The following is an 18,769-nucleotide window of genomic DNA, read 5'->3' as shown; positions in this document are numbered from 1 at the left end:
ATAATACTTGACAAAGCCTTGAATTACACCTAGTATAAACCATAAAATATAGTCTTTCAGGGTTACAGGTGCCCAATAGGGAGAATAGGGAACCGGGTGCAATTCCCGGACGGGCCCGCCACTGTAAAGCTGAGCCAGGCCATAAACCACTCCGCAAGGGGGAAGGGGCGCATCGGTGAAGAAGCTGAGTCAGGAGACCTGCCTGTAGCTTGAAGGTTGAAACCTTTCGGTTTTAACCTGGTAGGGAATTGGAGAGTCCATACCTTTTTAAGGTATGGACTTTATTTTTTTAGGGGGTGTTTAATATTAAGGCTGCAGTTTTAGAGAACATAGGCAAGATAAGGATTGAAGAACGTCCGCAACCTCGATGTCAAAAGGGGGATGTGTTACTGGCCGTAGAAGTGTGCGGCCTATGTCGCACCGATATGAAAGCCTATACTGTCGGACAACGGGATCTCAGGCTTCCCCGGGTATTGGGGCATGAAATCACCGCCACAGTGCTTGACGCCAGCCAGCAGCAGACCGGCTTTTGTATTGGCGACAGAGTGCAGGTGGCTCCGGGAATATCCTGTGGCAGATGCCGTTTTTGCAAACAGGGCTTTGATCACCTGTGCGATCGGGTGAAAATCATGGGCTTTCATAGAGATGGCGGGTTTCAGGAGTATCTGCACATACCCGCTGCAGCGGTAAAAACTGGCGTACTTAATTACATCCCTACCGGTTTGTCTTTTGAAGAAGCTTGTATGACGGAACCCCTGGCATGCGCCATAAATATGCAGGATGCCCTGCATATTGGTGATGGGGATGTAGTTCTGATTTGGGGGGGCGGCCCCCTGGGTGTTTTGAACGCCCGTTTGGCCAGAAGCCGGGGGGCTAAAGATATCATCATAGTCGAGCCACAACCTGATAGGATGAGGCTTTTAGAGGGTTTGGAAAACCAATGCCTTTTGGCCGCTGACTTAAAAGACCTTTTGGAAATATTGGCAGCAGTCACAAAACGAGGCCAGGCGGATGTGGTTATTCCTTGCTGTCCCAATCCGGAAGCCTTTAGGGAATCACTGAAAGTATGTGCGAAGCGGGGCCGTATCGGATTTTTTAGTGGATTGACCCCCTGCCCTGACATTGCCAATACAGAGTGGAATTTGATTCACTACCTGGAACTGACCGTTGTTGGTGCATACGGTTGTTCCGCAAAACACAATCAATCTGCAATGCAGTTGATAAATGGAGGCGATGTGACGGTCAAAGACCTGATCACTAGACGCATTGCATTGGGTGAACTGCAACAAGGGTTGGATTTGATAGCTTTGGGGAAGGAAATGAAAATAGTGCTGTATATGAAGAAAGGGAGGTAATGCGAAATGTCATTGTGTGCCCAGGAATTTGGAAGGACTATAACTGAGTTAATCAATCAGGTAGATCAGTCGCGGGAACGGTCCAAAGCCTTGTTTGCTGAGGTGATTTTAGATAAGCAATCTGCCCTGCAGCAGGGAGCGTTTTTGAGCGCATTGGCTGCAAAGGGCGAGACTGCGGAGGAAATTGCCGGGATATGGGAAGCGATATATGAATACGACACCTGTAAAATCGTTTTGGATGTCGGCAGCCATGTGGTTGAAAATTGCGGCACCGGGATGGACAGTATGAAAACATTTAATATCAGTACGGCAGCTGCAATAATAGCAGCGGCCGCCGGGGTGGTAATGGCCAAGCATGGCAGCCGCGCTATTACCTCCAGTTGCGGCACGATCGACCTCTTAGAGAGTCTGGGTATTGATGTTGAAGGGCCACCAGCCCTGGTGAAGCACAGTATTGAAACAGCCGGTATAGGTATTTTTAACGGCATGAGTCCTTATATACACCAAGGTCTGGGAAGAATACTATCACAGATAGCCTTTGGCACAGTGCTCAACATTGCGGCATCCCTGGCCAACCCTGCCCTGCCCCGGATTGGCGTTCGGGGCGTCTACGATCGGGCATTATTGAACCCGGTAGCCCAGGTGATGAACGAGATCGGATACCAGCGTGCGGTGGTGGTGCATGGATTGGATTCCAGCGGAGAGCGGGGCATGGATGAAGCATCGACTATAGGAGAGACTCTGGTGGCGGAATTGCATCCAGACGGCTCCATTCGCGAATACGGTTTCTTTCCGGAAGAATATGGCATTAGACGGGCGGGCCTCGAGGATATCGCTCCCCATGCCGACCGAGAACAGGAAGTACTGCAATTCTTGCGCGTAATTGCGGGTCTTGAAAACGGCCCCCGGACTGATATCGCTTGTTTGAACGCCGCATTGGTAATCTATGTCGGCACACCTGACAGTACTATCGCTGCAAGCCTGCAAATAGCTCGTGATATGGTCTATAGCGGACTTGCGCTGCAAAAGCTGAAACAGTGGGTGGCAGCTCAGAACTTGGACCCCGAACAAGGAATGGTTAAATTGAACAATCTTCTTGCAAGAATGTAAACGGTTATACTGTGGTTTGTTTAATGGGGAGTATATTGTGATTCAACTGTTGGCAGTCAAGACCAGAGCCAACTTCCCGCTGTAACTAGGTGTAACGGTATGCCCAAGGTGACTAAAAAGCCCAATAACCCTGACAAAGGCCGGGTTATTGGGCCTTAACATATTCGTTAAGCAGTTGCCAACCTGGAAGTCTAGATCATCCCCAGGCGTGACAGCAGGGTATCGGCCGCTTTCATTTGGTAATTGACTCGCACGCTGAGACTCGGTTTGCTGGCAGTTTCAAAAATAAAGGCCTTTACTCCCAGATATTGACCACAAGCCCTGGCCAGACTGCCTTTAACCGGGTAGCGATACAGAGTGAATTTCTTATACGAGGTGCTGATGCCGCTGTTCAGCTTGCTCACTATAGCGTTGGCCATCGTTTTTGTAGTAGTTGTGGGATAATAAATCAGGCTCTGTCCCACTGAATCACTGATTTTTGTGTAGTTGTAGCCTTCATGCATGTCCATCAGCCAGTCGACATCATACTTCTTAACCGCAGAGTAGATCGATTTAGCAAGGGTATTATTACCGGTTCCGCTGCTGCTTTGAGGGAAAGCGCGGTTGAGGTCTCCATTATAAGTGCGGGTTTTGTTTTGTACCGCCTTTTTATTGGCCTGGGGCAGCACAATTAGTTTACCTTTTTTTATTTTCCAATCTTTTACCTTCCCTGCTGCAGTGTACCCGGCGGGTTCGTTGCCGTGCACACCGCCCACGATCATAACCACTGGTCCTGAGACGCCGCTGTCAATAATATACATAGGCGTTGCATAAGTAGTGCCGGCTGCAATAGTGACTGTCTTCCTGGAAGCCTTGGAGGGTGCTGTTGAGGCCTTTTCTAGAGCGGACTTGGTTATCGGACCTACCAGGCCATCTGTTTTTAATCCCTGGGACTTCTGGAACTTGACGACTGCATCGTGAGTTTTGGGCCCAAATGAACCATCAATGCTGTATGAGTAATAACCCAACCCGGCCAGATCTTTTTGTAGTTTAGTGACGGCTGAACCTTGACTGCCTAAGGTCAAATCCTGGGTTAAGATTTTATTTAGAGAGGACTTGGTGATTGAACCTACCAATCCATCTGCTTTTAATCCCGCGGATTTCTGGAACTTGACGACTGCATCGTGGGTTTTGGGCCCAAACCAGCCATCAATACTATATAAGTAAAAGCCTAGCCCAGCCAGATCTTTCTGTAACTGAGTGACAGCTGAGCCTTGACTGCCTGAGGTCAAATCCTTGGTCCCATAATTTGCGGTGGCGGCAGCAACAGTTGCTGGATGTACTGACGGAATCACCATCGTCAATGAGAACAATATCAAGAAGGCTGCTATTGCGAACCTTTTTAAGAAATCGTGGATATTTTTCAAGAATAATCAGTCCCTTCCTTTTAAATCTTATTAAGGCAATAAAGTTAAACGAATCAAGATACTACATAAAAAATCAAACCTTTCCTAAATAAATTTATATTGGTAAAAAAGTAAACCAAGACAAAATTCAACAAAAATTGGATAATACCTGCCGAATTATGGCGGTAAATAATGGCAAAGAGAGGGATTATACGTTATAAATAGGAAATAATGGGGTTTAGGGACAATCATGTGGCCATCAGATTTGTGTGGAAAAATGAGGCTTTTATTGACCTGATCCTTATGGACGAAGGACTTTCCTGCTTCCCGCAACAATCAGGAAATCGGAAAATAATTGCGGAAAGCGAGTATCCCAAGAAGTGCAATCAGGCCATATCCGATCGGTGACCGGATATGGCCGTTTGAGGAAGCCCTATGATAATGTTCGCTCTGTCGAATTGTATTCTTGTATTTTATATTGATTCAACAAAGTTTGATATTATAATATAGTGTGTCAGCAAGGATTAATTTAGCTAAACAACAAATAATAGTAAGGTCATCAAAGCAATTAGAACGGAGGCATTTAAGAATGAATACTGTTGAAAAGGCGCTCATGCACGCATTGTTTGTACACCTGCACCACAATATTGACAAAGCTATCGATTTTAATCTGTTTAAACAGCTTAATCAGAAAATCGAACAGACTTGGCCGGGGGCTTTATTGGTGGGCCCAGATGCCAATGACGATGCTGCGGTGGTAAAAATTCCAGGAACCGATTGCTTTATTGCTGCAAAAATGGAGAGCCATTGTTCTCCTAGTGTCCCGAGACCTTATGACGCGGCTGCTACCGGAGCCGGAGGAGCGATGCGGGATGTGGTGGCAATGGGTGCCAGGCCGCTGTTCGTTTTGGATTTCATCGGCACCCGCCCTCTGGAGCAGGAAGTGATCGTGGGTCCCTGTGGCTTCGATGGAAAATGCACCTGCGGGCATTGCGAGGTTATGACCAGCCAGGACAGGGTCAACCTGATGCTCAAAGGCATGGCTGAGATGTGTGAAACCATGGGGGTGTTCGTGGTCGGGGGCGGCTTTTCGACTTCTTTCAGCGATATCGTTCCCGCTGTGGTGGTGGCTGTGATCGGCCAACAGGTCACGCAACACCCGCTTACTAAACCAGCCAAGTCGGCTGGTGATAAAATCATCATTATTGGAGAAACCGGCACGGACGGCAATGACACCCTTTATCGGGCCGGCCTGGTGGATGTACTGCAACCAGCCGTAGCCGTATTCGCTGAAGAACGCACTACCATGGAAGCTACTCTATCAGCATTTGCCACCGGAAAGATAAAGGCTTGTTCTGACCTGGGAGCAGCCGGCATAGGGGCGGCGGTATGCGAATCAGCTCGATACGGGGGACTGGGAGCCCGGGTCAAACTTGATCAGGTGCCGGTAAAGGATGCGGCTATAACGCCGGAAGAAGTGTTTATTTGCGAGACTCAAGCTCGTATGCTGCTGCAAGTGGAGCCGCAGTATGTCGACGAAGTTTTGGCCGCTATCCGTGCCAAGAATGGTATAGCCGCTGTTATTGGCGAAATCAATGATGAAGACTGCTGTATTTTTGAATTCAATGGTCAGACCATCGCCACCATACCCAATAAGCCTTCTGAAGAACAGATGGCTGAATTAATGGCCTAGTTACTATCATTACGTTAGTATGTGGGCACAGGTAAAAATTAAAATGTAGTGACCTTGCCCCTTGGCCAATAATAGTACTGAAGAAAGGGACTATGTTTACGTGGAAACAGTATCTTTGCAGCAAAAAGGCGATATTGCTGTTCTCAGCCTTAATCACAGCAAAACCCATAACGCGATGAATTATGACATGGCTGATCAATTCAGGGCGGCTATCGAAACCATAAAACAGCAAGAGCATATTCGAGTTTTAGTCATTACCGGGGAGGGTAAGTCCTTCTGTTCCGGCGGTGATTTGGATACCATTTTTTCACTTTATGATAGATCGCCTGCCCAAGGCCAGACTACCGGAGAAGCGTTTTATAAGCGCTTTCTGTCAGTAAGAGAACTGGAAATACCGGTGATTGCAGCTATCAAAGGACACACCATCGGCGCCGGTCTATGTCTGGCCATGGCCTGTGATATGCGTATTGCCAGTGCCGATACGAAATTATCCATGTCATTTATTAAACTAGGACTTAATCCCGGCATGGGCGGTACCTATAATTTGCCCCGGTTGGTGGGGACTGCTAAAGCGTTGGAACTGTGCTTGTTGGGTGAAGCTATTGATGCCGGCGAAGCACTGCGCATAGGTTTGGTAAACCATGTCGTTGCCCCCGATGTCCTAATGGATTTCACCCTGGATATAGCTGGCCGAATTGCAGCGAATGCTCCTATTGCTGCCAGGTACATCAAGAAAGCTATTTACGATGGATTGGAGCGAGATCTATACAGTGCCCTGGCGGCAGAAGCCATGTGCCAGACCATATTGAGTTCGACCCGGGATTATAAAGAAGGGCTGTCTGCCATACGCGAAAAAAGAGTACCGGTTTTTGAAGGCCGGTGAGTCAAGGGATGATTCCGGTGATACTGAAATAGTCACTTTCTTAAGTGACTTTGGCAAATTGATGCCTGCAAAACCCGCATAATACCGTTGCCATTTGGACAAAAAACACTTATTCAGTAGCTCCGGCTGGCTACGGTGACACATTGATGGGGGTGGAATCAGCCGGATTGTAAGAGTTGAAAAAAGCATCCCTGAGTCACTTGATTGTGCACCAGGCTGTACAGTGTCCTTTTTTTCATACACTAATGCAGGCTTTTGAAAATACCAGGGTTTTGACATGTTGTATTCAGAATACCCATTCTTTGCGGCTACCCGAGGTTATTCCAGACATTTATCTATCTGTGATGTCTTGGCACAGTTTTTGCTCTAGAATTGGATATCAACTGTTGAAGGGATTCTAGAAGCAATTAAGGCCAGGAGGTGAACAAATATGATCGATCAACAAATTTGGGGTAGTTGGAAACTACTGTCTTTCGTATATGAGGCTGAAGACGGTGCTTGTTTCTATCCTTACGGCAAAGAAGCTGACGGTATCATTATCTATGATCCCAAAGGTTATATGACAGCAGTTATAACGCGCACTGACCGGCCGTGTGTTTCTACTGAGGATTTCGGGATGCTTCCCGACCATGAAAAAATTGGTCTGGCTAAAGGATTTATGACTTATGCGGGCAGGTATAAGGTTTTGGAGGACCGGATCTTTCATCACATCGAAATAGGATATTTCCCCAATTGGGTAGGTACGACCTTCATCCGTTTCCCGTCTTTCTCCAACGGCAACCTGGTTTTGGCAACCCCGCCGGTCACACTACGGGGCAAACCATATACCGGATATTTGGTGTGGCAGAAGACGTTGTAAACCAATGCGCTAAAGATTGGCAAGTATATAGTTATAGTATTCGATGGTACCCGGCTAGATTAATTATTATGCAAGAAATGGCCAACATATAGTTATAGATGCAAAACGATGGACAGGCCATTGCGGCCAACCGTGAGGTTATACTGTCTGGAACCTATTTAAGAGGCTGTGTTTAAGTCCCAAGGGCTTAAGCACAGCCTCTATAAATAAGGTCATGTTCTATACGTTGGGAACACTAAAAAGGAATATTATACGGTTGTCGGGGTCCCACATAACTGAAAGGGAAAAGTATTCAGCTATCACCCGGACCGGGACGTAGGTGCGGCCTTCTTGAATAAAAGGAGATGCATCCATGGTATATGACTGATCGCCTACAGTGTATTCGGTGGAATCGATCCGCATTACCATCTGATCAGCACTGCCATTGGACAGTGTGACTGTGTCAGGGGGCTGCCAGGAGGCACTGCCTCCCAATGCATCCGCCAATACTGCGGCGGGCAGCATGGTCCTGCCATTTGATACAATTGGATTGATCCCCTGAAGGGGTATTTTCTGTCCGTCCAGGACGACCTGTATGGGCTGATCGGGCTTTTTGACCTGATGGTTTGACGGTTGCACGGTTTTGCTGTTATTGGCGTTCAGTTGTGGAATATTAATAGCGTTTTTGCCTGACCAATCGAGGTTCATGTCCATATCCAGCACAGCCCTGGCTTGGTTTACATCACCCTTATCTTTTACCTCGTTCCATTGCCCCGACAGAGTCATTTTACCGGCAACCTTGTTGAAATCGGTGCTGCCCTCTGATGACAGATTCAGATTTAATTTGAATTCATCAGTATGTACCGATAATTGTGCTTTTTGCAGCGAATTCATCTGGTTGGAGGTCAATCGCGTATCTTGCTGCAAGTTGAAGCTGATTTCAGCATCTCCAAAAGTTCCGCTCAGATCCAGATCAGCTTTGATGCGGGCAGGTGAGGCATACACCTTACCCTGTTTCAGGTTTATGGGCGTATTCTTCTGGAATTCTTTTAGATCTTCGATAGTAAGGCTATTTATTGCGGCCACTATCTCATTTTTGCTTTGAGTAATCTGGTACTGAAAATTGGAATCATTTTTCAGGGTGGGATTGCTTAACAAGATAGCAGCGAATTTATCGCTTAAACTTTCGCTGTGGTTCTTAAGGTTAGTCAATAGCTGCGCCGGGTCCCTGGCGATTTGATGAAGGTCCAGCACGGCAAAACCTCCGCTGTAAGAGTAACAGCGATCTGGAATGATTTCCAGGATTTCCACCACAAGATCCTGTGCAACTGCCATCTGCTGTTCCTGATAGACGATACTCTCACTCCAGGCCGCAGTTATTGCGGATTTTTCATCCGCACTGATATCCAGGGGAAAGACAATATAGGCGGGCAGCTGGTTTAAATCCCCCAATTCGGAGAAGTCAGCGCCGATATTGTTCAGTGACAGAATCGTTTCACGAGGGATGATAATATCATCACCGGAGATATAAATATGACCATTAACCTGCTTATCGAAAAGGCTGCCCTCGAAATGACTGGCGCCTTTGCTCTGAGCGAGATTGAAGTCCAGAGTCACGGAGCCATTGCCGGGGATGTTACTGATGGTGGTGCCGTCATCTTGCACCATCTCGAATTCCCGGAGGTTGGCATTGGCATTGAAATGGAGAGTCTCTGTGTTCATGGCTTCAAAAATGGTCTGCTGCAATTGCATGGATTGAGTATAATATGCGGTGAAATAAGAAATGAAGTCCTGTTTGGGGGTTTCTGCGGCGGCTGCCATCCCGGGCATGGATAATAGCATCACCATCACGATCAACATAGCTGCAGTGATTTTTCTCATGGTTCTACCTCCTTCAATAAAACATAGGCCCTACCAATTACTTGTATTATAGATTTGCTAACCAATATTTTACAAGCCTAATATCCGCCATGGTGTCCGCAAAAGCGTGGAAACCACGATCTGTTTGCCGATACAACCCGGATATAAACCGCTAGGCTTGCTGCCATGAGCGCACCCAGAGGCGGATATGCTCCCAGTGTCGTACGCGGATGATGTTATCCGCCTTGAGATGGCTGTTATAGGGGTAATCGAACATTAATACCGGCATATGGGCACTGATTTCACTGACCAGGTCATGATGGTCTTCTATCATCAAGTCCACCTGATTTTCCAGGCATACCGCCAGCTTGCTGAAATAGTGCATATTGCTGGTGGCATTCAGGATAAGCCGGTCGTATTCCACACCATGCTGTTTCAGCCAGACCGAGGTGGCCTCCTCTACTTGAGGATATTGCTGATTGCGTGAGGTTATGAGAATGATGTGGTGGTCCTTTTTCAGCTCACGGATAACCTCCACGGCCTTTTCCTTGGGGCGCATCTCACGATAGATATGGCCCAGGTATTGAAACAGAAACTCATCTGCTACAGCTTGATCCCAGCCCAGGGCGTCTTCCAGATAATAAAAGCGCGGGTCGGATACAGTGTTTAGTCCTTTGCGAGCACCAAATATCCGGGCATAATGCATGATCATCTCGGTGGTATGGGTAATGGTGTTGTCTATATCGATGCCGATGACCATCCTACGATTCCTCCTCCCCGTCATAAGTCTTATTAATAACCCCCCAAGGTTTCTGCGGCACCTTAATGTTAACATAAAAGCGGACCTTTACGGACGCCTTCTGACGATGCACCTCCGTATGATAGCGAAGGTGTGAATCAGAGGTGTGTAATCAGATTTAGATAAGCTGACCAGGGTCGGAAGAGTCCTCAATCGGTTGGGAATACTAAAGTGCGGCTTCCTCGATAGGCCTTGAGGTCTTGCCTTCACTGTAGTCTTTCAACATATTAAGGAAAGTGGCAACTAGTACGGGATCGAACTGAGTACCAGCGTGGCGTTCTATTTCAGCCAGGGCTTCTTCTTCAGGCATGGCCTGACGATAGGGGCGGTCGTTGGTCATGGCGTCGTAGGCATCTATTATGGCCAGTATACGGCATTCCAAGGGGATATCTTTACCTTTCATGCCTAGCGGGTATCCTGTACCATCCCAGCGTTCGTGGTGCTTGAGGATCAGATCGGAGATGCTGCTCAATTCGGGAATGGATTGCGCGATGCGGTAGCCGATTTCGCTGTGGCGCTGCATGTCCATCCTTTCGCTGTCTGTCAGCCTGCCCGGTTTAAACAGTATCTGGTCAGATATGCCTACCTTGCCGATATCGTGAAATTTGGCCAGAAGCTGCAGGTTGGTGAGCATGTTGGCTCTCAGCCCGGCGTAGTTGCCCATTTTCCAAACCAGTTCACGGAGGCGTTCAGCATGTCCTTCAGTCAAGAAATCGCGGGCCTCCAAAGTCTTCATCATGCCCTGTACCATGCCACTCCTGAAGCTTTGCATATGGTTGAGTTTTTCGTGGTACATATTGTCATCGGCTTCGCGGTACAATTCATTGACATCCTGAAAAGGAGAACTGGATATCGCGAAACCCATGGATATGCTTAGCATTAATTGGGGGTGGGCCTGGTTGTATTGCTCCACCGCGCGATTTACGGCAGACCCCATCTGGTGGATGCGTTCCCGATCATTGTGGGGAATCAAGACCGCAAATTCGTCACCGCCGATACGTGCCAGACTAAGGCCATTATCCAGGGCGGAATGTATGGTGGTTGCCGCATTGACCAAAAGACGGTCTCCGCATTCATGACCAAAAGTATCGTTAATAAGTTTTAAACCATCGACATCGAAGACAATGATGCTTTTGTGGCCTTTAGCCTGGCTCATCTGCTGTTCAAAGTAAGTGCGATTATAGAGACCGGTCAATGAATCATGCAGACTGAGGTATTGGAGCTGGCGCTCCTTGGTTTTGCGCTGGTTTATTTCCGTCTGCAGTTCTTTGACCATGGTCTGGTCCTGACAGATCAGCAACAAACCTGTCAAGTCGTCATGGGAATCTTTTATCGTTGAGATACTGACTTTAACCGGCAGACTCATTTCCCGGCAGGTGCGGAGAAATAGTTCCTGTTTCCAGACCAACATAGATGTGCCTAAGGTTTCGTGAAGGGCTGCAGTGAAATCTATATTGAGGATATTGTCTATAGAAATCCCGGTTATATCAGCTTTGTCAAAGCCCAGGGCACTCTCCCCAGCAGTATTCATGTACACAATACAGCCATCGGCATCAACCACCAGCACGATTTCATCGATCTTGCTGACTATATCTTCTGCGGTGATAAGGGAAGCAATGCTCATAAAGCGGTATTTAACCCTGGCATACCATATGGCGAAAATGATTAAAAGAAAGGTGAATTGGCTCAAACAGGGGTAATTGGGGATGTGCCTGCTCAAGTACAAGTCGTTTAAGACCCCAATAGCGAACGCTGTGAGTGCAAACGTGAGGATTATGGAAGATTGTTTCTTTTGCCGCCGCGAATCAGTATTTCGAGTCCAGTCCAGATTCAAAAGCAGACAAAGAGACAAGTATAAATAGATGTATCCATATTCGATTTGGATCATCATACCCGTAATCGAATGGTCCCGAAGCGCGTAATTGTTAATAAACAGTTCATAAAGACTGAGCATTATCCCGGGAACATATAAAGCTGCTTGCTTGGTGAGACTATTAACTAAATAATCTCGGCGGCTCACAATAAAGGCCATCATCAATAGCAGTCCCGGATAGTTTAACCAGCCTAATTGCTGAATCTGCTTAAAAAAATAAGCAGTTCGTGGGTCGGCAGTGTTTATAACCAGGAGCTCAACAAAGGCAATATGGAAGAACAACAGACATATCGCCGCGAGTAGGCGGTTGAGTTTATCCCGCGGATTGGTGTGGTAGACATGAAAAGCCATGAATAGATAAATTAGTAGGGCGAAATAGTTGGCGCTTGTTAACAGCATTTCGGATCTCCTTGCACAATACCATATGGTTACTGTATCGAAGAAAAAAGATGAAAACCATAGGGGTTTGTACAAAATCCCTACTAAAATGCTTGTTATGTAGAGGCGATCTATCGATCGCCCCCTGCCGAGGTGTGGAGCCTATCGGTTTGCATGGTTAACTTTAAAGGCCATACTACAATTAATAACAGTCATCTCTGCCGGCGCGTTTCGCCATTATATACAGGCCGGTAATGGCGGCGGCATGCAAAGCCCACCAGCCAGGCTGCAGAAAACTATAGGTCCCAGGATCGGGTTTGTCATTGCCCATGATTTTCCTGATCGCGGAATTGCGGCGGTCCATCATATCGGATAGCAAGTCTGTCACTCCTTTCATCTAATAATGCATGAATCATCAAATTTATTTTTCCCCGGCATAGATATTAAACGTAAAGAAAATACTGGGTATTTTAAATCGATGGGGATTTAACGCTTGCAGCACAGAAATATTTATGTTATCAATGGCAATAGATTGGAAAATCGTTCCTGTTCAAGTACCATTATAGGGTTGGTGTATATGGACAGCGTGGAAAAAGGCAGGCTGAGCATCCTGCACGGAACTCCGGGAATAGGTAATAAGCTGTTATCAGGCTTACTGGGGAAATACACCTGTGAAGACCTATTCCGGTCTTCCCCAACAGTACTGCAGGACATTTTACCACCGATGGTGGCTGCTGCCTTGGTTGAACGAATGCGCAACCTGGACCCTGTGCAAATCGGTGCCAGCATGGATGATATGGGAGTGGACATGATTATGTGGGGCGAGCCAGGTTATCCTCTTCAGCTGCAGCACATACACAATCCGCCCCAGATCCTGTATGTGCGTGGCAGAGCGGAGTTAGGCTCGGAGCCTGGCCTGGCCGTAGTGGGATCGCGCCGGGCTACACAGTATGGACGCAAAAATGCCCGGGAGTTTTCGGCGCAATTGGCCGCCCAGGGATTGACCATTGTGAGCGGGCTGGCCCGGGGTATAGACAGTCAAGCCCATCAAGGTGCCCTGGATGCTGGGGGGAATACTATAAGTGTCTTAGGATCTGGCATCAATATTATCTACCCTCGTGAAAATGCCCCTCTTTATCAGCAGATTTGTGAGCGCGGGCTGGTGGTGAGCGAGTTCCCGTGGGACACCCCGCCCTTGGCCAATCATTTCCCGATGAGGAACCGCATCATTTCCGGGCTTTCTCTGGGGGTCTTAGTGGTGGAAGCCCAACAGAAAAGCGGAGCCCTGATCACCGTCGATTTCGCCCTTGAGCAGGGGCGAGAGGTTTTTGCCATACCTGGCCCAATCAGCAGTCCATACAGTATGGGAACCAATCAGTTGATTAAGCAGGGTGCCAAGCTGGTGTCTGGTGTGGAAGATATATTGGAAGAGTTGCCCGGATACCAGCCGGTAGCAACCGAAAAGGCTCCGGAGCAAATGTCTCTGCCCCTGCATGATAGAGCCCGGCAATTGATCCTGATCCATCTGGGCTATGAACGCTGCCACCGCGACGAACTGCTGCGAGTGAGCGGACTAAACCCTGGAGAATTAAGCTTAGCCTTGCTAAAGCTGGAGCTAGAAGGTATAGTACAATCATTGCCGGGCAATTACTATGTAAAGATTGGCTAGATTAACAAACACAGGAGAGGTGAGATGATTGGCGGGCAGCACCCTGGTCATTGTGGAATCGGCCGCCAAGGCCAAGACATTAGGAAAATTTCTGGGGAAAACCTATAAGATAAAGGCCTCGGTAGGCCATATTAAGGATTTGCCCAAAAGCAAGTTGGGCATTGATGTGGATAAATCGTTTGAACCCCAATACATCACCATCCGCGGCAAAGGGGACATTCTTAAAGAAATAAAAGACGAATCTTCCAAAGCCACCCGGGTCTTACTGGCAACTGACCCTGACCGGGAAGGGGAGGCCATTGCCTGGCATCTGCAGAACGCCATGAAAATACCTGCAGGCAGCAAATGCCGCATCGAGTTTCACGAAATCACCAAAGATGCCGTGATGCAGGCCATCAAGAATTCGCGCCCAATCGATCTGGACCGGGTCAATGCGCAACAGGCCCGACGGGTCTTAGACCGTCTGGTGGGTTACAACTTGAGCCCCTTGCTGTGGAGCAAGGTGCGCAAGGGCCTGAGTGCGGGCCGGGTGCAATCGGTGGTGGTGCGCCTCATCTGCGAGCGCGAAGAAGAAATCCGGGCTTTCGTGAGTGAAGAATACTGGACCATTAACGCCGAGCTGGCTGACAATAAAAAGCACCATATCATTGCCAAACTGAACTCTTACCAGGACAACAAACTGGAGATCGGCAACGCGGACCACAAAGAGCGGGTAGTCAATGACCTTGAGGCGGCTTCCTTTCTGGTGTCCAAGATCGAGAACAAAGAGAAACGGAAGAAACCCAGCCCGCCTTTTACTACCAGCACTATGCAGCAGGAGGCCAGTAAACAGCTAAATTTCTATTCCAAGCGCACCATGAAAGTGGCCCAGGAGCTGTATGAAGGACTGGAAATCGGTAAAGAGACCATCGGCCTTATCACCTATTTAAGGACTGACTCCACCCGCGTCGCCAGCGTGGCGCAGCAGGAAGCTTTGCAGTTTATCAGCTCTCAGTACGGTGCCGACTATGCCCCTGCCAAGCCCAACGAATACAAGAGCAAGAAAGGCGCTCAAGACGCTCACGAAGCTATACGTCCCACCCTGGTATCTCGCACTCCGGAGAGCGTCAAGAACAGTCTCAGCCGCGACCAATACCGGCTCTATAAATTGATCTGGGAACGCTTCGTTGCCAGTCAGATGACCCCGGCGGTATATGACAGTGTAACTATAGATATCAAGGCCGGGGACTACGGGCTCAGGGCGACCTCATCCCAATTGAAGTTCCCGGGTTATAAGAAGGTATATAATGACAACGACGAGGAAGACAGCAGTAAACCTCTGCCGGCTTTGAAAGAGAATCAGGCCTTAAGCTTAAAAGGACTGGATGCCCAGCAGCATTTCACCCAGCCCCCGCCGCGCTTCACTGAGGCCAGTCTGGTAAAGTTCTTAGAGGATAATAATATCGGCCGTCCCAGTACTTATGCCCCGATTATCGATACCATCCTAAAGCGCAATTATGTTGAGCGCCAAAACCGCCAATTTGCCCCGACTGAGCTGGGGACAATTGTGGTCGATCTCCTCAAAGCCAATTTCCCTAAAATCATGGACGTGGATTTTACCGCCCACATGGAGGAAGAACTGGATCAGATCGAGGAGGGCAAGCTGGATTGGCGTGAGGTGGTGGCGGAATTCTATGAACCCTTTGCCGTGGATCTGGAAAAGGCCAAGGAATTGATCGGCAAAGTAGAGCTCAAGGACGAAGAGGCCGGTAAAGAATGCCCCCAGTGCGGCCGCCCGCTATTCATCAAACACGGCCGTTTCGGAAAATTCATGGCCTGTTCAGGCTTCCCCGACTGCCGCCACACCGAATCAATAAATGAAGGGACCGGTATCGTCTGCCCTTGGTGCGGCGGAAATATCGTAGGCTTAAAGAGCAAGAAAGGCCGCCGCTTTTATGGCTGCAGCAATTATCCGGAGTGCAAACTGGTCTCCTGGCATCAGCCCACCGGTGAACTATGCCCGCAATGTGGGCAGGTCATGGTAGAGAAGCTCGGTTCGGATAAATCCAAAAAGGCCGTATGCCAGAATCAGGAGTGCAAATACGTTAAGAAATGAGATGAGCCGCTAAGTGCATGCAGATATAATCGGTGGTGGCCTGGCGGGGTGCGAGGCGGCATACGCTCTTGCCCGGCAGGGCATTCGGGTTACTATTTGGGAGATGCGCCCGGATAAGCAGACCCCCGTGCACCAGGGGGGAGACCTGGCCGAGTTGGTGTGCAGCAACTCCCTTAAATCAGAACATTCCGATACTGCCCAGGGTCTGCTCAAAGCGGAAATGACCATCCTGGGCTCTCTGTTGCTGCCTTGTGCCCAGGCGACCCGGGTGCCGGCCGGCTCTGCCCTGGCCGTGGATCGCAGCCGTTTTTCCCGGATGGTAACTGAACAAATCGAAGCCCACCCCTTAATAACGGTGCGTCGCGAAGAGATCACGACCATCCCGCAGGCGCCCTGCATCATCTGCACCGGACCGTTGACCTCCGCTCCTCTGGCGAAAGCCCTGCAGGAGATCAGCGGTGCAGAAAATCTGTATTTTTATGATGCTGTGGCCCCCACCGTTACCCGGGTCAGCTTGGATGAAAGCATCGTTTATAAGGCCTCCCGCTATGGCAAAGGCAGTGCCGATTACTACAATTGTCCCATGACCAGGGAGGAATACCTGTGCTTTTATGAACAATTGGTAGCAGCCGACGCTTTGGAGCCGCATGCGGCTGACCGGGAGATGGTATTCGAGGGTTGCATGCCTATCGAATTCATAGCCCAGCGCGGAGTAGACACGCTGCGCTTCGGCCCCATGCGGCCGGTGGGTTTAAGCCCGGTCGAGGGCGGCCCTCGGCCGTATGCGGTAGTGCAGCTGCGGCAGGAGGATAAGGAAGGGCAATTATGGGGTCTGGTCGGTTTTCAGACCCGCCTGCGTTGGGGGGAACAGGACCGAGTGCTGCGCCTCATACCTGGTCTTAAAAATGCTGAGTTTGTTCGCTATGGGGTGATGCACCGCAACACTTATATCAACAGCCCCCGCTGTCTTAGCCCTGATCTGCAATTCACCACTCGCCCGGGACTGTTTATAGCCGGACAGCTGACCGGGGTGGAAGGGTATATGGAATCTGCCGCCAGTGGTCTATGGGCGGGCTTATGCCTGGCACGTTGGATGCAGGGAAAAAAGCCCCTGGAACTGCCTGAAACCACTATGCTGGGGGCTTTGATAAAACATATCAGCAGCGCTGCTAATGCTAAATTTCAGCCCATGAACGCCAATTTCGGCCTACTTCCAGCTCTGCCCGGAAAAATTAAGGACAAAAAGCAAAGAAATTTGGCCTATATGACTAGGTCCCTCAAGCATATGCATGAGTTTTCTGAATTGTTGCAAAACACATTGTAAAAGTCGCCCATTTGTGCTAGCATTTGTGCTTAGATAAGCAAAATCGGGTGAAAGACAATGATTTCACAATATATTGAGGATTTTTTAAACTATCTGCGGGTGGTCAAGAATGCTTCCCGGCTGACCCTGATCAGCTACCGGACCGATCTGGATCAATTCTTTCAATTCCTAGCCCAGCGCCAGGCTGTGGATTATGGGGAGCTGAGCGTGACCCTGATCGACCACAGAGCGGTACGGGATTATCTGGCCTGGTTGCAGCGGCAGGGTCTGCGCCGCTCCACATTGGCCCGCAAACTGGCTGCTCTGCGCTCCCTGGTGCGCTACCTGTGCCGGGAGAATATCCTGCCCAGCAACCCCATCGCTGCCGTTTCCACCCCCAAACAGGAGCAGCGCCTGCCCAATTTTCTATACCCCCTTGAAGTCACGCAGTTGATCGAAGCCCCTGACACCTCCACACCTCTGGGCTTAAGAGACCGGGCACTCCTGGAACTGTTGTATGCCACCGGCATACGTGTATCTGAATTGGTGGGGCTTAGTGCTGCCGATATCAATTTTCAGTCAGGCGTGGTCAAGGTAAAGGGCAAGGGGGGCAAGGATCGCATCGTGCCCCTGGGAAAGGCTGCTGCCCAATGGGTGCAGCATTATCTCAAAGCCCGGGACAAACTGATTACTAAAGGCCAGGGGACCCAGGCTTTGTGGGTGAACCGCTTCGGGGCACAATTATCGATGCGGGGAGTGCGGAATATTATCAATAAATACGTGGAGGCACTGGCCATCAATACTAAGGTCAGCCCCCATACACTAAGGCATACCTTTGCCACCCACCTCTTGAACCGGGGAGCTGACCTGCGCTCGGTGCAAGAACTTCTGGGCCATGTCAAGCTGTCCACAACCCAGATTTATACCCATCTCACCAAAGAAGATATAAAACGGGTCCATAATCGGACTCTTCCCAGGAGGTAGCATATGTTTAAAGGTACGACCATTGTAGCTGTGAGAAAAAACGGAACAACAGCCATTGCCGGTGATGGTCAGGTCACTTTCGGCCAGAACACGGTCATGAAGCAGACCGCCAATAAGGTGCGGCGTCTTTATGAAGGGCGCATCATCGCCGGTTTTGCCGGTTCAGTCGCTGATGCCTTTACCTTGTTCTCGCGCTTTGAAGAAAAGCTCAAACAACACGGCGGCAACCTCACCCGGGCCGGGGTAGAACTTGCCCGGGACTGGCGCAATGATAAGATCTTAAGGAAGCTGGAAGCCCTGCTTATCGTGGCCGATCGGGAGAAAATGCTGTTGATTTCAGGAAATGGGGAGTTGATCGAACCGGATGACGGAGTCACCGCTATCGGTTCGGGGGGAGCTTATGCCCTGGCAGCAGCCCGTGCGCTGGTCAAACATACCGACCTGGATGCTGGGGAGATTGCTCGTGAGGCCCTATCCATCGCTGCAGATATCTGCATATTTACCAATCATCACATCACCGTGGAGACCATCGAATAAGATCGGT

The 18,769-nt window shown here is 49.2% G+C and carries 15 protein-coding genes and 1 riboswitch; of the genes, 10 read left to right on the top strand and 5 right to left on the bottom strand.

The genetic code is table 11. The features are described 5' to 3' along the window. Nucleotides 1–49: 49 nt before the first annotated feature. A riboswitch (cobalamin riboswitch) is annotated at nucleotides 50–220 on the top strand. Nucleotides 221–296: 76 nt separating this feature from the next. Together AC15IQ_RS06915 and trpD are read left to right on the top strand one after the other, a co-directional pair. Next, nucleotides 297–1,355: an alcohol dehydrogenase catalytic domain-containing protein gene (locus AC15IQ_RS06915; protein WP_483178134.1), complete on the top strand. Its 1,059-nt coding sequence runs from the start codon at nucleotides 297–299 to the stop codon at nucleotides 1,353–1,355. Between the two features lie 6 nt (nucleotides 1,356–1,361). After that, entirely contained in the window at nucleotides 1,362–2,465 is a 1,104-nt protein-coding gene (gene trpD / locus AC15IQ_RS06910) for an anthranilate phosphoribosyltransferase (protein WP_483178132.1), read from the top strand. 191 nt (nucleotides 2,466–2,656) lie between these two features. On the opposite strand, the gene AC15IQ_RS06905 is transcribed toward trpD, so the two are convergent. Next, complete coding sequence (locus AC15IQ_RS06905; RefSeq protein WP_483178130.1) at nucleotides 2,657–3,871, bottom strand: peptidoglycan-binding protein; 1,215 nt, start codon at nucleotides 3,869–3,871, stop codon at nucleotides 2,657–2,659. 568 nt (nucleotides 3,872–4,439) lie between these two features. Between AC15IQ_RS06905 and AC15IQ_RS06900 the strand changes: the two genes are divergently transcribed. From AC15IQ_RS06900 to AC15IQ_RS06890, 3 genes are all read left to right on the top strand, one after another. Then, the gene (locus tag AC15IQ_RS06900; protein ID WP_483178129.1) at nucleotides 4,440–5,543 is read left to right on the top strand and encodes an AIR synthase-related protein; all 1,104 of its coding nucleotides are present in this window, start codon (nucleotides 4,440–4,442) and stop codon (nucleotides 5,541–5,543) included. A 61-nt stretch (nucleotides 5,544–5,604) separates the two neighbouring features. Then, a complete protein-coding gene (locus AC15IQ_RS06895) occupies nucleotides 5,605–6,426 on the top strand; it encodes an enoyl-CoA hydratase/isomerase family protein (protein WP_483178127.1) in 822 nt (273 codons plus the stop codon). Nucleotides 6,427–6,856: 430 nt separating this feature from the next. Next, nucleotides 6,857–7,285 carry a lipocalin-like domain-containing protein gene (locus AC15IQ_RS06890; protein ID WP_483178125.1) on the top strand — a complete coding sequence of 143 codons (429 nt, stop codon included), beginning with the start codon at nucleotides 6,857–6,859 and terminating at the stop codon, nucleotides 7,283–7,285. A 219-nt stretch (nucleotides 7,286–7,504) separates the two neighbouring features. Here the strand turns inward: AC15IQ_RS06890 and AC15IQ_RS06885 are convergent, their stop codons facing one another. From AC15IQ_RS06885 to AC15IQ_RS06870, 4 genes are all read right to left on the bottom strand, one after another. After that, complete coding sequence (locus AC15IQ_RS06885) at nucleotides 7,505–9,145, bottom strand: stalk domain-containing protein (protein ID WP_483178124.1); 1,641 nt, start codon at nucleotides 9,143–9,145, stop codon at nucleotides 7,505–7,507. Nucleotides 9,146–9,296: 151 nt separating this feature from the next. Continuing rightward, nucleotides 9,297–9,884 (bottom strand): 5' nucleotidase, NT5C type, encoded by a 588-nt coding sequence (locus AC15IQ_RS06880; RefSeq protein WP_483178122.1) that lies wholly within the window; start codon nucleotides 9,882–9,884, stop codon nucleotides 9,297–9,299. A 205-nt stretch (nucleotides 9,885–10,089) separates the two neighbouring features. Next, on the bottom strand, nucleotides 10,090–12,195 hold the full coding sequence (locus AC15IQ_RS06875) for a histidine kinase N-terminal 7TM domain-containing diguanylate cyclase/phosphohydrolase (protein WP_483178121.1): 2,106 nt from the start codon (nucleotides 12,193–12,195) through the stop codon (nucleotides 10,090–10,092). 181 nt (nucleotides 12,196–12,376) lie between these two features. Continuing rightward, the gene (locus AC15IQ_RS06870; RefSeq protein ID WP_483178119.1) at nucleotides 12,377–12,571 is read right to left on the bottom strand and encodes a hypothetical protein; all 195 of its coding nucleotides are present in this window, start codon (nucleotides 12,569–12,571) and stop codon (nucleotides 12,377–12,379) included. Nucleotides 12,572–12,667: 96 nt separating this feature from the next. Here AC15IQ_RS06870 and dprA point away from each other — a divergent pair, with 96 nt between their 5' ends. From dprA to hslV, 5 genes are read left to right on the top strand one after another with little or no spacing between them, the layout of a single operon-like run. Next, entirely contained in the window at nucleotides 12,668–13,843 is a 1,176-nt protein-coding gene (dprA, locus tag AC15IQ_RS06865) for a DNA-processing protein DprA (protein WP_483178117.1), read from the top strand. A gap of 28 nt (nucleotides 13,844–13,871) precedes the next feature. Beyond that, the gene (gene topA, locus AC15IQ_RS06860; protein ID WP_483178115.1) at nucleotides 13,872–15,938 is read left to right on the top strand and encodes a type I DNA topoisomerase; all 2,067 of its coding nucleotides are present in this window, start codon (nucleotides 13,872–13,874) and stop codon (nucleotides 15,936–15,938) included. A 13-nt stretch (nucleotides 15,939–15,951) separates the two neighbouring features. Further along, nucleotides 15,952–17,262, top strand: a complete 1,311-nt coding sequence (gene trmFO / locus AC15IQ_RS06855; RefSeq protein WP_483178113.1) for a methylenetetrahydrofolate--tRNA-(uracil(54)-C(5))-methyltransferase (FADH(2)-oxidizing) TrmFO — start codon at nucleotides 15,952–15,954, stop codon at nucleotides 17,260–17,262. 57 nt (nucleotides 17,263–17,319) lie between these two features. Then, the gene (gene xerC / locus AC15IQ_RS06850) at nucleotides 17,320–18,225 is read left to right on the top strand and encodes a tyrosine recombinase XerC (RefSeq protein WP_483178111.1); all 906 of its coding nucleotides are present in this window, start codon (nucleotides 17,320–17,322) and stop codon (nucleotides 18,223–18,225) included. A gap of 3 nt (nucleotides 18,226–18,228) precedes the next feature. Then, nucleotides 18,229–18,762, top strand: coding sequence for an ATP-dependent protease subunit HslV (gene hslV / locus AC15IQ_RS06845; RefSeq protein WP_483178109.1), 534 nt, complete (start codon nucleotides 18,229–18,231; stop codon nucleotides 18,760–18,762). Nucleotides 18,763–18,769: the final 7 nt, after the last annotated feature.

The organism is Syntrophomonas sp. DTU019, from assembly GCA_913757435.1.
GTDB lineage: Bacteria > Bacillota > Syntrophomonadia > Syntrophomonadales > Syntrophomonadaceae > DTU019.
Note: the sequence above shows the minus strand (reverse complement) of the source record. Positions and strands in the feature narration are given on the sequence as shown.